16 protein-coding genes and 3 tRNA genes are annotated in these 13388 nt (G+C 70.2%); 15 read left to right on the forward strand and 4 right to left on the reverse strand.

The window, feature by feature from the left end:
* Positions 1 to 139: 139 nt before the first annotated feature.
* Positions 140 to 352 (forward strand): hypothetical protein, encoded by a 213-nt coding sequence (locus tag OHU35_RS25650; protein ID WP_359887302.1) that lies wholly within the window; start codon positions 140 to 142, stop codon positions 350 to 352.
* 67 nt (positions 353 to 419) lie between these two features.
* On the opposite strand, the gene OHU35_RS25655 is transcribed toward OHU35_RS25650, so the two are convergent.
* Both OHU35_RS25655 and OHU35_RS25660 read right to left on the reverse strand, forming a co-directional pair.
* Complete coding sequence (locus OHU35_RS25655) at positions 420 to 1076, reverse strand: NAD(P)H-binding protein (RefSeq protein ID WP_189728685.1); 657 nt, start codon at positions 1074 to 1076, stop codon at positions 420 to 422.
* A gap of 88 nt (positions 1077 to 1164) precedes the next feature.
* On the reverse strand, positions 1165 to 2424 hold the full coding sequence (locus OHU35_RS25660) for an amidohydrolase family protein (protein ID WP_405507036.1): 1260 nt from the start codon (positions 2422 to 2424) through the stop codon (positions 1165 to 1167).
* 239 nt (positions 2425 to 2663) lie between these two features.
* On the opposite strand from OHU35_RS25660, the gene OHU35_RS25665 reads away from it, so the two are divergent.
* From OHU35_RS25665 to OHU35_RS25705, 9 genes are all read left to right on the forward strand, one after another.
* Positions 2664 to 2736 (forward strand) — tRNA-Thr (locus OHU35_RS25665).
* 46 nt (positions 2737 to 2782) lie between these two features.
* A tRNA-Met gene (locus tag OHU35_RS25670) sits at positions 2783 to 2855 on the forward strand.
* An 89-nt stretch (positions 2856 to 2944) separates the two neighbouring features.
* Complete coding sequence (gene rpmG, locus OHU35_RS25675; RefSeq protein ID WP_003948671.1) at positions 2945 to 3109, forward strand: 50S ribosomal protein L33; 165 nt, start codon at positions 2945 to 2947, stop codon at positions 3107 to 3109.
* Positions 3110 to 3209: 100 nt separating this feature from the next.
* Complete coding sequence (locus OHU35_RS25680) at positions 3210 to 3662, forward strand: MaoC family dehydratase N-terminal domain-containing protein (protein ID WP_215119497.1); 453 nt, start codon at positions 3210 to 3212, stop codon at positions 3660 to 3662.
* An 8-nt stretch (positions 3663 to 3670) separates the two neighbouring features.
* Positions 3671 to 4099, forward strand: coding sequence for a MaoC family dehydratase (locus OHU35_RS25685; protein ID WP_189728801.1), 429 nt, complete (start codon positions 3671 to 3673; stop codon positions 4097 to 4099).
* A 115-nt stretch (positions 4100 to 4214) separates the two neighbouring features.
* Positions 4215 to 4784, forward strand: a complete 570-nt coding sequence (locus OHU35_RS25690) for a TetR/AcrR family transcriptional regulator (RefSeq protein ID WP_189728691.1) — start codon at positions 4215 to 4217, stop codon at positions 4782 to 4784.
* 91 nt (positions 4785 to 4875) lie between these two features.
* The gene (locus tag OHU35_RS25695) at positions 4876 to 6312 is read left to right on the forward strand and encodes an MFS transporter (RefSeq protein WP_359887297.1); all 1437 of its coding nucleotides are present in this window, start codon (positions 4876 to 4878) and stop codon (positions 6310 to 6312) included.
* Positions 6313 to 6347: 35 nt separating this feature from the next.
* Positions 6348 to 6728, forward strand: a complete 381-nt coding sequence (locus OHU35_RS25700; RefSeq protein ID WP_189728695.1) for a DUF3291 domain-containing protein — start codon at positions 6348 to 6350, stop codon at positions 6726 to 6728.
* Positions 6729 to 6820: 92 nt separating this feature from the next.
* A complete protein-coding gene (locus OHU35_RS25705) occupies positions 6821 to 7879 on the forward strand; it encodes a UDP-N-acetylmuramate dehydrogenase (protein WP_359887293.1) in 1059 nt (352 codons plus the stop codon).
* Positions 7880 to 7892: 13 nt separating this feature from the next.
* Here OHU35_RS25705 and OHU35_RS25710 read toward each other — a convergent pair whose 3' ends face one another.
* Together OHU35_RS25710 and OHU35_RS25715 are read right to left on the reverse strand one after the other, a co-directional pair.
* Positions 7893 to 8924 carry an adenosine deaminase gene (locus tag OHU35_RS25710; RefSeq protein WP_189728699.1) on the reverse strand — a complete coding sequence of 344 codons (1032 nt, stop codon included), beginning with the start codon at positions 8922 to 8924 and terminating at the stop codon, positions 7893 to 7895.
* 141 nt (positions 8925 to 9065) lie between these two features.
* Entirely contained in the window at positions 9066 to 10292 is a 1227-nt protein-coding gene (locus OHU35_RS25715; RefSeq protein WP_189728701.1) for a pyridoxal phosphate-dependent aminotransferase, read from the reverse strand.
* A 306-nt stretch (positions 10293 to 10598) separates the two neighbouring features.
* Between OHU35_RS25715 and OHU35_RS25720 the strand changes: the two genes are divergently transcribed.
* The 5 genes from OHU35_RS25720 (at position 10599) to rplA (ending at position 13368) form a co-directional block, all read left to right on the forward strand.
* Positions 10599 to 10671 (forward strand) — tRNA-Trp (locus OHU35_RS25720).
* Positions 10672 to 10779: 108 nt separating this feature from the next.
* Positions 10780 to 11064 (forward strand): preprotein translocase subunit SecE, encoded by a 285-nt coding sequence (gene secE / locus OHU35_RS25725; protein WP_104785540.1) that lies wholly within the window; start codon positions 10780 to 10782, stop codon positions 11062 to 11064.
* Positions 11065 to 11144: 80 nt separating this feature from the next.
* Positions 11145 to 11969, forward strand: a complete 825-nt coding sequence (gene nusG, locus OHU35_RS25730) for a transcription termination/antitermination protein NusG (RefSeq protein WP_189728703.1) — start codon at positions 11145 to 11147, stop codon at positions 11967 to 11969.
* A gap of 162 nt (positions 11970 to 12131) precedes the next feature.
* Positions 12132 to 12566, forward strand: coding sequence for a 50S ribosomal protein L11 (gene rplK, locus OHU35_RS25735; protein WP_189728705.1), 435 nt, complete (start codon positions 12132 to 12134; stop codon positions 12564 to 12566).
* A gap of 76 nt (positions 12567 to 12642) precedes the next feature.
* Positions 12643 to 13368, forward strand: coding sequence for a 50S ribosomal protein L1 (rplA, locus tag OHU35_RS25740; RefSeq protein WP_189728707.1), 726 nt, complete (start codon positions 12643 to 12645; stop codon positions 13366 to 13368).
* Positions 13369 to 13388 lie beyond the last annotated feature (20 nt).

Genomic DNA, 13388 nt, shown 5'->3' on the forward strand with positions numbered 1-13388 from the left:
AAGTCAATTGATTGACTTAAGCAACCGGAATGAGGTGAGGACCCAGTGGACGAAGGAAGCAGGCAAGGAAGCAGGAAAGGAAGCAGGCGCGGAGCAGGGGACAGGCATACACGCGCCCCACACGCGGCACACTGGCCCCATGTCCTCCCGCCGCAGAAACTGCCCCGAGTGCCGCCGCGAGATCGCCGTCGTCGCCGGGCGGTACGCGCGCCACGACCCGCCCGGCGCCCGGGAACACGGCGAACTCACCTCGTGCCCGGGCTCCCGCCGACAGGCCCGGCCCGGGGCGGAGCAGCCGTCCCTGGACGGCTACGCGGTGCCGGACTTCCCCGGCCAACTGCCCCTGTTCTAGGCGCTCTCCAGGAGTTCCCCGCCGACCGGCGGAGGAGGCCCGGCCGCGAACCGCCGGGCCCGGCTCCTCAGTTCCCGGCCACCGACTTCACCGCCACGGACACCGGCGCCGGTCCGCTGATCAGCTCCAGGGTGAGCCCGGCCGTCGCGGCGGTGTCCACCAACTCCGCCAGTACCGCGGCCACGTCGTCGCGCGGAATCGGCCCGCGGCCCGTGCGCGCCTCCAGGCGGACGAGTCCGGTGCCGGCGTCGTCGGTGAGCTGACCGGGCCGCAGGATCGTCCAGTCCAGGGCGTTGAGGCCGCGCACGTACGCGTCCGCCTCGCCCTTGGCGCGCAGGTACACGTCGAAGATCTCGTCGCCCTCGTGCCGCGGGTCGGCACCCATGGACGACACGACCACCAGACGCCGTACGCCCGCCTTCACCGCCGCGTCCGCGAAGAGGACCGCCGCGGCCTTGTCCACCGTCTCCTTGCGGGCCGACCCGCTGCCCGGACCCGCGCCGGCCGCGAAGACCGCCGCGTCGGCACCCCGCAGCCGGTCCGCGACCTCGTCCACGGACGCCGACTCCAGGTCGAGCACGACCGGTTCGGCACCGGCCTCCCGCAGATCGTCGGCCTGTTCGGCCTTGCGGATGATCCCCGCTACCTCGTCCCCGCGCGCGGCGAGCAACCGCTCCAGCCGCAACGCGATCTGACCATGACCACCAGCGATGACAATGCGCATGCCTTCGACCGTACGCCCGGACGCCCCCATCCGCCGCACGACTTCGGCCACGCCCCACCGGCCCACGCCCCACGACAGGGCCCCGGCCCTACGACACCTCCCCCCGCCCCTGCCGCGGCAGCCCCGGCTCCACCGAAGCCGCCGAATCGCAGTACTCCCGGACCGCGCTGGTCCGCGCCACCACACGCCCCCGGTGCACCACCACCCGGCTGTACGCCAGCGACAGCGCCCCCGCCAGCCGGTCCCCGCGCACCGCGAGCAGTTCGGCCGGGAAGCCCGCCTCCACCCGCACCTCGGGCAGCCCCAGCACCGCCCGCGCCGACCCGCTCACCGTGTCGTACGCCTCCTCGGGCGCCAGCCCGTAGCGCGAGGCCAGCAGGAACGCCGCCTCCAGGGGGTCGCCGCGCCCCACGGGGTTCGACACGTCCCGCAGCGCCCCGCTTCCGGCGGCCACCCGCACCCCGGCCGCGCGCAGCAGCCGAACCGGAGCCGCACCCCGCCGGTCCACGCCGCCGCAGCCGCCCTGTGGCAGGCACACCACCGCCACCCCGGCCGCCGCGAGCTGGTCGGCGGTCCGCGAGGCCACCTCGGTGGGCAGCCGTCCGAGGTCGCCGCACGGGCTCAGGCTCACGCCGGGACGCAGCCCGCCCGCCATCGCCGCGAGCCGGGCCAGCCGTGCCGGATCCCCGGCGTCCGTGTGCAGGTCGACGGGACAGCCGTGCTCGGAGGCCACCTCCAGGACCGCCTCCACGTACCCCGTCGGATCCGGGTCGAGATCGGGCCGGCCGCCCACCACCGAGGCGCCCATCTTCACCGCGTCCCGCAGCACCGCCAGCCCGTCCGCCCCGGCCACTCCGGTCAGCACCCGGGGCATCGCCACCGTCGTCAGCTCGGCCAGTCCTCGCAGGGCCCGCCGCGCCTGCAACACCGCCTCGAGCGCGCCCAGTCCCTGGACGTCCCCCACGCGCACATGGGCCCGCAGCGCCGTCGCCCCGTGCCCGAGCTGGAGCAACGCGGCCTCGGTCGCCCGGCGCTGCACGTCCTGCGGCTCGTACGGGACCGGCCCCTCGGCGTCGGCCGACAGGGCCGTGTCGGCGTGGGCGTGCGGTTCGGCCGGGGCCGGCAGGAGCAGATAGCCGCCGAGATCCACCCGCGCCCCGCACGCGCGCGTGCCGCCCGCCGCCAGGCTGCCGGCCGTCCCGACCGCCTCGATGCGCCCGCCGCCCAGCCGCACGTCCACGGTCCGGCCGTCGGTGAGCCGCGCCCCGCACAGCAGCAGCGACGAGGGGTCGGCCGGACCCGGAGAGGAGGACGGGGGCGGTGGCGGCTGCGGCTGGCTGTCGGGCATCGCGCTCCAGGGGCTCGGGCTTGCGCACGGGAGGACGCATGATCACGCAGAGTGAGTCGAGCCTAGGACGGCCTCCCGCCCATGGCGGGGAGGAGCGCAATAGTCGTACCGGTGTGGCCCGCTGTGCGGAAGGGAAGGCGCTTGCGAGGCTGCCGGCAGGACGGTCGGAGCGCCCGCGGCGGGTACCCCGAAACGGATTTGGGTGAACGGCTGCCGAGCGTGTAATGTCTTCATCGCTCGCCCCAATAGCTCAGTCGGCAGAGCGTCTCCATGGTAAGGAGAAGGTCAACGGTTCGATTCCGTTTTGGGGCTCTGGTGTGTGAGGTTCCCGCCGCGAGGCGGGGCCCGATCGCATCACAGCGGTGTAGCTCAGTCGGTAGAGCAAGCGGCTCATAATCGCTGTGTCACCGGTTCAAGTCCGGTCACCGCTACTGACAGTAGCCGATTGCGGGGTCGGTCCTTCGATCGGCTACTCTTTTATGCGTTAAACCGTCCCATCCGTTCGTCAAGGAGCACTCACGTGGCTGCCACCGACGTCCGCCCGAAGATCACGCTGGCCTGCGTGGAGTGCAAGGAGCGGAACTACATCACCAAGAAGAACCGGCGTAACAACCCGGACCGTCTTGAGATGAAGAAGCACTGCCCGCGTTGCAACGCGCACACCGCGCACCGCGAAACGCGATAAAACAGGCTCGTACACGAGGCCGCTCCCGAGTGATCGGGGGCGGCCTCGCGTCGTTGAATGACCCGTACCGGTCAGTAGAGCAACCAGGAGGTGCCGAGCCATGGCGCTCGACCAGTCCTTCGTGGGGCGGACGTACCCGCCCACCGCGCCCTACGAGGTGGGCCGGGAGAAGATCCGTGAGTTCGCCGAGGCGGTCGGGGACGCCAACCCGGCGTACACGGACGCGGAGGCGGCCAAGGAACTCGGCCACCCCGACGTGATCGCGCCGCCGACCTTCGTCTTCTCGATCACCTTCAAGGCCGCCGGCCAGGTCGTCCAGGACCCCCAGCTCGGCCTGGACTACAGCCGGGTGGTGCACGGCGACCAGAAGTTCGCCTACCGCCGCCCGGTCCGCGCCGGCGACCGGCTCACGGTCACCTCGACCATCGAGGCCGTCAAGTCCCTCGCGGGCAACGACATCCTGGACATCCGCGGCGAGGTCCACGACGAGGCCGGCGAGCACGTCGTGACCGCCTGGACCAAGCTCGTGGCCCGCGCGGCCGAGGAGGCGTGAGCGATCCCATGACGGCGAAGATCTCCTACTCCGACGTCGAGGTCGGCACCGAACTGCCCGCGCAGACCTTTCCCGTGACCCGCGCGAACCTCGTCCAGTACGCGGGCGCCTCCGGCGACTTCAACCCGATCCACTGGAACGAGAAGTTCGCCAAGGAGGTCGGCCTGCCGGACGTCATCGCGCACGGCATGTTCACCATGGCCGAGGCGATCCGCGTGGTCACCGACTGGGTCGGCGACCCGGGCGCGGTCGTCGAGTACGGCGTCCGCTTCACCAAGCCGGTCGTCGTCCCGAACGACGACGAGGGGGCCGTGATCGAGGTCGCCGGCAAGGTCGCGGCCAAGCTCGACGACAACACCGTCCGCGTGGACCTGACGGCGACCAGCGCGGGACAGAAGGTGCTGGGCATGTCGCGGGCGGTCGTACGGCTGGCCTGAGCCGGCAAGACGAGTGACGGGTAAGGGGCGCTCTCCATGGCGGGGCGCCCCTTACGCGTACGGAGTCGGCGATGTGCCCTTGACGTAGTTAGTGATTGAGTACTAACTTACTTGCATGGTCAGGATGAGTGCGGAGGAGAGGCGCGAGAGCGTCATCCGCGCGGCGACGATCGAGTTCGCCCGCGGCGGCTATCACGGCACGTCGACCGAGGCGATCGCCCGGCGGGTCGGCGTCTCGCAGCCGTACCTCTTCCGGCTCTTCCCCGGCAAGAAGGCGATCTTCCTGGCGGCGGCGCAGCGGTGCGTGGAGGACACGATCCGCACGTTCGCGGAGGCCTCCGAGGGGCTCGAGGGCGAAGACGCCCTGCATGCCATGGGGAACGCGTACACCAAGGTCATCGCGGAGCGGCCCGAGCGGCTCATGATGCAGATGCAGATGTACGTCGCCGTGAAGGCCGCCGAGGAAGAGGGCGACCACGAGTTCGGCGAGTCGGTGCGCGCCGGCTGGATGCGGCTGTGGGACACCGTCCACGTGCCGCTGGGCGCCGATGTCAACGAGACGACGACCTTCATGGCCTACGGGATGCTCGTCAACTGTCTGGCGGCCATGGGCTTCCCTCCCGAGCATCGCGTCTGGGAGGGGCTGTACCCGTCGGCACGGCTCAAGGGCCGACTGGAGATCTGACAAGGGAAGGCGGGATCGCCGCGCCTTTTCATGATCGCGAAAGTTAGTAATCAATAACTAATCGATCACGCGAATCACCCTTGGGGGAGCGATGTCACAGCAGACCGCACGTCGCGGGGGAGCCGCCTGGGCCCTCGTCATCACCAGCGTCGCCGGATTCATGGCGGCTCTCGACAACCTCGTCGTCACCACGGCCCTGCCCTCCATCCGCGAGGACCTCGGCGGCGCCCTGCACGACCTGGAATGGACCGTGAGCGCCTACACGCTCACCTTCGCCGTCCTGCTGATGTTCGGCGCGGCCCTCGGCGACCGCTTCGGCCGCCGCCGGCTCTTCATAGCGGGACTCGCCGTCTTCACCGGGGCCTCCGCCGCCGCGGCCATGGCACCCGGCATCGACTCCCTCATCGCCGCCCGCGCGATCCAGGGCGCCGGCGCGGCCGTCATGATGCCGCTGACGCTCACCCTGCTGACCGCCGCCGTACCCGCGGCCAAGCGGGGCATGGCGTACGGCATCTGGGGCGCCGTCAACGGACTGGCCGTCGCCTCCGGCCCGCTGGTCGGCGGCACCCTCACCGAACACATCTCCTGGCAGTGGATCTTCTGGCTGAACGTCCCGCTGGGCCTGGCCCTGCTGCCGCTCGCCCGGCTGCGCCTCGCCGAGTCCCGCGGCACCGGGGCCCCGCTGGACATCCCCGGTACGCTGCTCGCCAGCGGCGGTCTCTTCGGCATCGTCTACGGCCTGGTCCGCGGCCCCGTGGACGGCTGGACCGGCTCGCTGGTCCTGACGGGCCTGTTCGCGGGCACCGCACTGCTCGCGGGCTTCGTCCTCTACAGCACCCGTGCCAAGAACCCCATGCTCCCGATGCGGCTCTTCCGCTCCCGGGCGTTCTCCGGCATCAACGCGGCGAGCCTGCTGATGTTCCTCGGCATGTTCGGCTCGATCTTCCTGCTCAGCCAGTACATGCAGGGCGTCCTCGGCTACTCGCCCACCGAGGCGGGCCTCAGGATGCTGCCCTGGACCGGTATGCCGATGCTGGTCGCCCCGATCGCCGGCATCCTCGCCGACCGCATCGGCGGCCGCCCGGTCGTCGCCGCCGGCCTGTTCCTGCAAGCCCTGGGCCTCGGCTACATGTCGGTCGTGGCCACGGCGGACGCCTCCTACACCGCCCAGCTGCCCGCCCTGATCGTCAGCGGCATCGGCATGGCCCTGTACTTCGCCCCGGCCGCGCACCTGGTGATGTCCAGCGTCCGGCCCCAGGAGCAGGGCATCGCCTCCGGCGCGAACAACGCCCTGCGCGAGGTGGGCGGAGCGCTCGGCATCGCCGTCATGGCGTCGATCTTCGCGGCCCAGGGCGGCTATGAATCCGGCCAGGCCTTCGTCGACGGCATGCGGCCCGCCCTGGTGACGGGCTCGGCGGTGGTCGGCCTCGCGGGTATCGCGGCCCTGCTGATCCCGACCCGGCGGCGCACCGAGCGGCAGACGGCCCCGGCCGAACCGGCGCCCGTCCTGGAGACCGCTTCCCACTGACACCAAAGGTCTGACGACCCGAAGGAGGACCGGCCATGCCCACCCTTCCCTGGACCGTCCCGAACACCCCGCCCCACGACACCGAGGTGCACGTCTTCGCCTCCCGCTTCGAGACCCGGACCCTGTGGGGAGCGCTCAAGTTCCTCGCCGGCACGCCCGCCGTCTGGCGGCAGGTGAGCCGGAGCCCGGGCGCCTACGGGGCCACCCTGAAGGCCAAGCCCCTCAAGCGGACCTTCTGGACGCTGTCCGCCTGGGAGTCGAAGGCCGCGCTCCAGGACTTCGTCCGCTCGGGCGCCCACGGGCCGGCTGCCCGGGGCCTCGCCTCGCAGATGAGGGACGCGACGTTCACCACCTGGCAGGCGAGGAGCGACGACCTCCCGCTCTCCTGGTCCGAGGCGTTCCGACGCCTGCCCTGACAGCCACGCGCGCGTGCGGCCCACTTCCTCGCGAAGTCGGCCGCACGCACGCGTGCCCGAGGCTGTCAGTGCCGTCTCGTACTCTTGAGCCCGTGCAGGAACTCCACGACGCCCCCCTCGCCCCGCTGACCACCTTCCGGCTGGGCGGTCCCGCGACCCGGCTGATCACCGCGACGACGGACGACGAGGTGATCGCCGCCGTCCGCGAAGCCGACGAGGCGGGCACCCCCCTGCTGCTCATCGGCGGCGGTTCGAACCTGGTCATCGGCGACAAGGGCTTCGAGGGCACCGCCCTCGTCATCGCCACCAAGGGCTTCTCCCTCGACGGCACCCGGCTGGAGCTGGCCGCCGGCGAGGTGTGGACCGACGCCGTGGCCCGCACGGTGGAGGCGGGCCTCGCGGGCGTCGAGTGCCTGGCCGGCATCCCCGGCTCGGCGGGCGCGACCCCCATCCAGAACGTCGGGGCGTACGGCCAGGAGGTCTCCTCGACGATCACCGAGGTCGTCGCGTACGACCGCCGGACCGGCGAGACGGTCACCCTGGCCAACGAGGACTGCGCCTTCTCCTACCGCCACAGCCGCTTCAAGTCCGACCCGGAGCGATTCGTGGTGCTGCGCGTGCGCTTCTCCCTGGAGGACGCCGGCGGCCTCTCCGCCCCCCTCAGGTACGCCGAGACGGCCCGCGCACTCGGCGTCGACGCCGGCGACCGTGTCCCGCTCGCGTCGGCGCGGGACACGGTGCTCAAGCTGCGCGCCGGCAAGGGCATGGTCCTGGACGCCGAGGACCACGACACCTGGTCGGCCGGCTCCTTCTTCACCAACCCGATCCTCACGGACACCGACTTCGCGACGTTCCGCGCGCGCGTGAAGCAGCGCCTGGGCGACGACGCCGAGCCCCCCGCCTACCCGGCGGGAGAGGGCCACACCAAGACCTCCGCCGCCTGGCTGATCGACAAGGCGGGCTTCACCAAGGGCTACGGCGACGGCCCCGCCCGCATCTCCACCAAGCACACCCTGGCCCTCACCAACCGGGGGAGTGCGACCACGGAGGACCTCCTCACCCTGGCCCGTGAGGTCGTGGCCGGTGTCCACGAGGCCTTCGGCATCACGCTGGTCAACGAGCCGGTGACGGTCGGGGTCAGCCTCCAGTAGGAGAGGCCGGGCGCTAGGACAGCAACCAGTCGTCCACCCTCGCCAGCAGCTTCTCCTTCACATCCTCCGGTGCCGCCGACCCTCGTACCGACTGCCGGGCCACCTCCGCCAGCTCCGCGTCCGTGAACCCGTGATGCTGCCGCGCGATCTCGTACTGCGCCGCCAGCCGGGACCCGAACAGCAGCGGATCGTCCGCGCCCAGAGCCATCGGGACACCCGCCTCGAACAGAGTCCGCAGCGGTACGTCCTCCGGCTTCTCGTAGACACCGAGCGCCACGTTCGACGCCGGGCACACCTCGCAGGTCACCTCCCGGTCGGCCAACCGCTTCAGCAGCCGTGGATCCTCCGCCGCACGCACCCCGTGCCCCAGCCGGTTCGCGCCCAGGTCGTCCAGACAGTCCCGCACCGACGACGGGCCGGTCAGCTCACCCCCGTGCGGCGCCGACAGCAGGCCGGCCTCCCGCGCGATCGCGAACGCGCGGTCGAAGTCCCGCGCCATCCCCCGTCGTTCGTCGTTCGAGAGCCCGAAGCCGACCACGCCCCGATCCGCGTACCGCACCGCCAGCCGGGCCAGGGTGCGGGCGTCCAGCGGGTGCTTCATCCGGTTCGCCGCGACCAGGACCCGCATACCGAGCCCCGTGTCACGCGACGTCGTCTCCACCGCGTCGAGGATGACCTCCAGCGCCGGGATCAGACCCCCCAGCCGCGGTGCGTACGACGTCGGGTCGACCTGGATCTCCAGCCACCCCGAGCCGTCCCGCAGATCCTCCTCCGCGGCCTCCCGCACCAGCCGCTGGATGTCCTCCGGCTCCCGCAGGCACGAGCGCGCCGCGTCGTACAGCCGCTGAAAGCGGAACCAGCCCCGCTCGTCCGTCGCCCGCAGTCTCGGCGGCTCCCCGCTGACCAGCGCCTCGCTCAGCGCGTCGGGCAGTCGCACCCCGTACTTGTCGGCCAGTTCCAGCACGGTCGAGGGCCGCATCGATCCGGTGAAGTGCAGGTGCAGATGGGCTTTCGGCAGTTCAGAGACATCACGTACACGCTCCATCCCAGGATCCTGCCGTATGCCTCAGCCGTCCCGACAGCGTTTTCCCCGAACGTGGTCTTGCTCGCACGCGCACACGACAGAGCGGGCCGCTCCCCGCGAGGGGAACGGCCCGCTCCAAACTACTCACGTGAGCAGGCTGGATCAGTCCCTGGCCTCCGCCAGCAGCTTCTGGATCCGGCTCACGCCCTCGATGAGATCCTCGTCACCCAGCGCGTACGACAGCCGCAGATACCCCGGCGTGCCGAACGCCTCGCCCGGCACCACCGCGACCTCGGACTCCTCCAGGATCAGCGCGGCCAGCTCGACCGTGTCCTTGGGCCGACGCCCCCGGATCTCCTTGCCGACCAGACCCTTCACCGACGGGTACGCGTAGAACGCGCCCTCCGGCTCCGGGCACACCACGCCGTCGATCTCGTTCAGCATCCGGACGATGGTCTTGCGGCGCCGGTCGAACGCCTCACGCATCTTCGCGACGGCGTCCAGGTCGCCGGAGACGGCGGCCAGCGCCGCCACCTGCGCCACGTTGGACACGTTCGACGTGGCGTGGGACTGCAGGTTCGTCGCGGCCTTGACCACGTCCTTCGGGCCGATGATCCACCCGACCCGCCAGCCGGTCATCGCGTACGTCTTCGCGACACCGTTGACCACGACGCACTTGTCGCGCAGCTCGGGCACCACGGCCGGCAGCGACACGGCGGACGCGTCGCCGTAGACCAGGTGCTCGTAGATCTCGTCGGTCAGCACCCACAGGCCGTGCTCGGCGGCCCAGCGGCCGATCGCCTCGGTCTCGGTCTCGCTGTACACCGCGCCCGTCGGGTTGGAGGGCGACACGAAGAGGACCACCTTGGTCTTCTCCGTACGGGCCGCCTCCAGCTGCTCGACGGACACCCGGTAGCCGGTCGTCTCGTCGGCGACGACCTCCACCGGGACACCCCCGGCCAGCCGGATCGACTCCGGGTACGTCGTCCAGTACGGCGCGGGCACGATGACCTCGTCGCCCGGGTCGAGGATCGCGGCGAAGGCCTCGTAGATGGCCTGCTTGCCACCGTTGGTGACGAGGATCTGCGACGTGTCGACCTCGTAGCCCGAGTCGCGCAGCGTCTTCGCGGCGATCGCGGCCTTCAGCTCGGGCAGACCGCCGGCCGGCGTGTAGCGGTGGTACTTCGGGTTCTTGCAGGCCTCGATCGCGGCCTCGACGATGTAGTCCGGGGTCGGGAAGTCGGGCTCACCGGCGCCGAAGCCGATCACCGGCCGCCCGGCGGCCTTGAGGGCCTTGGCCTTGGCGTCCACGGCGAGGGTGGCGGACTCGGAGATCGCGCCGACTCGGGCGGAGACCCGGCGCTCGGTGGGAGGGGTTGCAGGGCTCATGGGCCCCATCGTTTCAGACCGGAAACGCTCGCGGCACGGGGGTTTCACAGACTGAACAACGTCGGGCAAACCCCTGAACAACAGTACGGATCGGCCGCCTGGCCTGGACGATCTTCAGCCTGAGGCCTGCCGTCCGCTTCCTGTCCCGAGGGCGATCTTGCGCCAACAAGGCCTCCCGCGGGCCCTTTCTGTTCGACGACCGGCCGCGGAGCACGTACACTCTCACCTCGTTGGCCTTCAGCAGGCCGCGCCCGTTCGGTGCACACCAGGCATCCGGATGGATGCGGTACGTTGGGGGACACACAAAGGGTCGTAGCTCAATTGGTAGAGCACTGGTCTCCAAAACCAGCGGTTGGGGGTTCAAGTCCCTCCGGCCCTGCTACACACACCTTCGCCAGGATGTGTGCGCATGTACGTACAGCAATGCACCGCCGTGCGGCTCAGACCGGGCGCGGCACGGCCACGACCCGGAATCAGGTGAGGACGAGTGACGGACGCCGTGGGCTCCATCGACATGCCTGATGCCCAGGATGAGGCGCCGGAGTCCAAGAAGGCCCGCAAGGGCGGCAAGCGCGGCAAGAAGGGCCCGCTGAAGCGCCTGGCCCTCTTCTACCGCCAGATCGTCGCGGAGCTGCGCAAGGTCGTCTGGCCGACGCGCAACCAGCTCACGACGTACACGACCGTGGTGATCATCTTTGTCGTCATCATGATCGGCCTGGTCACCGTGATTGACTATGGACTCAGCAACGCCGCCAAGTACGTGTTCGGCTGAGCAGCCCGCGAAGAGCGCCGAGGTACCCGGCGCTCCTTTCGCATGTTCCACCCCTATGTATCCAGGAAGAAGCAGCCACCGTGTCTGACCCGAACGTGAACGACGCCATCGAGCCTGTCGAGTCCGTCGAGGACGAGCTCGACACCGTCGAGGGCGCGGACAGCGAGGACACCGAGACCTCCGCCGAGGTCGAGGCTGCCGACGCCGTCGCGGACGACACCGCCGAAGCGGAGTCCGAGGACGGCGAAGAGGCCGCGGACGAGCCTGAGGAAGAGCCTGAGGACGACCGCGACCCGATCGAGAAGCTCCGCGAGGAACTGCGGGTCCTGCCCGGCGAGTGGTACGTCATCCACACCTACGCCGGTTACGAGAACCGCGTGAAGACCAACCTCGAGCAGCGCGCCGTCTCGCTGAACGTCGAGGACTACATCTTCCAGGCCGAGGTGCCGCAGGAAGAGGTCGTCCAGATCAAGAACGGCGACCGCAAGACGATCAAGCAGAACAAGCTCCCCGGCTACGTCCTCGTCCGTATGGACCTGACGAACGAGTCCTGGGGCGTCGTGCGCAACACCCCCGGCGTCACCGGCTTCGTGGGCAACGCCTACGACCCGTACCCGCTGACGCTGGACGAGATCGTCAAGATGCTCGCCCCGGAGGCCGAGGAGAAGGCCGCCCGCGAGGCCGCCGAGGCCGAGGGCAAGCCGGCTCCGCAGCGCAAGGTCGAGGTCCAGGTGCTGGACTTCGAGGTCGGCGACTCGGTCACCGTCACCGACGGCCCGTTCGCCACGCTGCAGGCGACCATCAACGAGATCAACCCGGACTCGAAGAAGGTCAAGGGCCTCGTCGAGATCTTCGGCCGCGAGACGCCGGTCGAGCTCTCCTTCGATCAGATCCAGAAGAACTAGCAGTCACCCAGCTTCCGAACAGGTCAGACGGGCTCCTGGAGCCTGCCTGACCTGCTCGGTTTTTGGCCGCACGTAGATACCCGTTATCGTGGTGCGGTATGCCTCCATCCGGATGATCCGGATCGGCGGCTGGAAAACTCTCACTAGGACCCGGAGAGAGCAATGCCTCCCAAGAAGAAGAAGGTCACGGGGCTCATCAAGCTCCAGATCCAGGCCGGTGCCGCCAACCCGGCCCCGCCGGTCGGCCCCGCGCTGGGCCAGCACGGCGTCAACATCATGGAGTTCTGCAAGGCCTACAACGCGGCGACCGAGTCGCAGCGTGGCTGGGTCATCCCGGTGGAGATCACGGTCTACGAGGACCGTTCCTTCACCTTCATCACCAAGACCCCGCCGGCCGCCAAGATGATCCTGAAGGCCGCGGGCATCGAGAAGGGCTCGGGCGAGCCGCACAAGACCAAGGTCGCGAAGATCACGCGTGACCAGGTCCGTGAGATCGCCACGACCAAGATGCCCGACCTCAACGCCAACGACCTGGACGCCGCCGCGAAGATCATCGCCGGCACCGCCCGGTCCATGGGCGTCACGGTCGAGGGCTGAGCCCCAACTCCATCAGCAGAAGTGGCGGGGCCTGCTCGGCCCGGACCACGACTCCTAAGAATCCACAGGAGCAGTAGTGAGCAAGCGCAGCAAGTCCCTTCGCGCTGCGGACGCCAAGATCGACCGGGAGAAGCTCTACGCCCCGCTCGAGGCCGTCCGTCTCGCCAAGGAGACCTCCACGACCAAGTTCGACGGCACCGTCGAGGTCGCCTTCCGTCTGGGTGTCGACCCGCGTAAGGCCGACCAGATGGTCCGTGGCACCGTGAACCTCCCGCACGGCACCGGTAAGACCGCCCGGGTCCTGGTCTTCGCGACCGGTGACCGTGCCGAGGCCGCACTCGCCGCGGGCGCCGACATCGTCGGCTCCGACGAGCTGATCGACGAGGTGTCGAAGGGCCGTCTGGACTTCGACGCCGTCGTCGCCACCCCGGACCTCATGGGCAAGGTCGGCCGCCTCGGCCGCGTGCTCGGCCCGCGTGGTCTGATGCCGAACCCGAAGACCGGCACCGTCACCCCCGATGTCACCAAGGCTGTCAACGACATCAAGGGCGGCAAGATCGAGTTCCGCGTCGACAAGCACTCGAACCTGCACTTCATCATCGGCAAGACGTCGTTCGACGACACCAAGCTGGTGGAGAACTACGGCGCGGCGCTGGAGGAGATCCTCCGTCTGAAGCCGTCCGCCGCCAAGGGTCGCTACATCAAGAAGGCCGCCATCAGCACCACGATGGGCCCCGGCATTCCGCTCGACTCCAACCGCACCCGCAACCTCCTCGTCGAGGAGGACCCGGCCGCGGTCTGAGCCTGACGGCTCGCCCAACC

This window comes from Streptomyces purpurascens (genome assembly GCF_045040895.1).
Classification (GTDB): Bacteria; Actinomycetota; Actinomycetes; order Streptomycetales; family Streptomycetaceae; genus Streptomyces; species Streptomyces purpurascens.

Coding starts and splice junctions, on each gene's coding strand:
- OHU35_RS25680 (WP_215119497.1), top strand. CDS start 3,210: ATGGCGCTCGACCAGTCCTTCGTGGGGCGGACGTACCCGCCCACCGCG.
- OHU35_RS25700 (WP_189728695.1), top strand. CDS start 6,348: ATGCCCACCCTTCCCTGGACCGTCCCGAACACCCCGCCCCACGACACC.
- OHU35_RS25655 (WP_189728685.1), bottom strand. CDS start 1,076: ATGCGCATTGTCATCGCTGGTGGTCATGGTCAGATCGCGTTGCGGCTG.
- OHU35_RS25715 (WP_189728701.1), bottom strand. CDS start 10,292: ATGAGCCCTGCAACCCCTCCCACCGAGCGCCGGGTCTCCGCCCGAGTC.
- OHU35_RS25695 (WP_359887297.1), top strand. CDS start 4,876: ATGTCACAGCAGACCGCACGTCGCGGGGGAGCCGCCTGGGCCCTCGTC.
- OHU35_RS25690 (WP_189728691.1), top strand. CDS start 4,215: ATGGTCAGGATGAGTGCGGAGGAGAGGCGCGAGAGCGTCATCCGCGCG.
- rplK (WP_189728705.1), top strand. CDS start 12,132: ATGCCTCCCAAGAAGAAGAAGGTCACGGGGCTCATCAAGCTCCAGATC.
- OHU35_RS25660 (WP_405507036.1), bottom strand. CDS start 2,424: ATGCCCGACAGCCAGCCGCAGCCGCCACCGCCCCCGTCCTCCTCTCCG.
- OHU35_RS25710 (WP_189728699.1), bottom strand. CDS start 8,924: ATGGAGCGTGTACGTGATGTCTCTGAACTGCCGAAAGCCCATCTGCAC.
- OHU35_RS25685 (WP_189728801.1), top strand. CDS start 3,671: ATGACGGCGAAGATCTCCTACTCCGACGTCGAGGTCGGCACCGAACTG.
- OHU35_RS25650 (WP_359887302.1), top strand. CDS start 140: ATGTCCTCCCGCCGCAGAAACTGCCCCGAGTGCCGCCGCGAGATCGCC.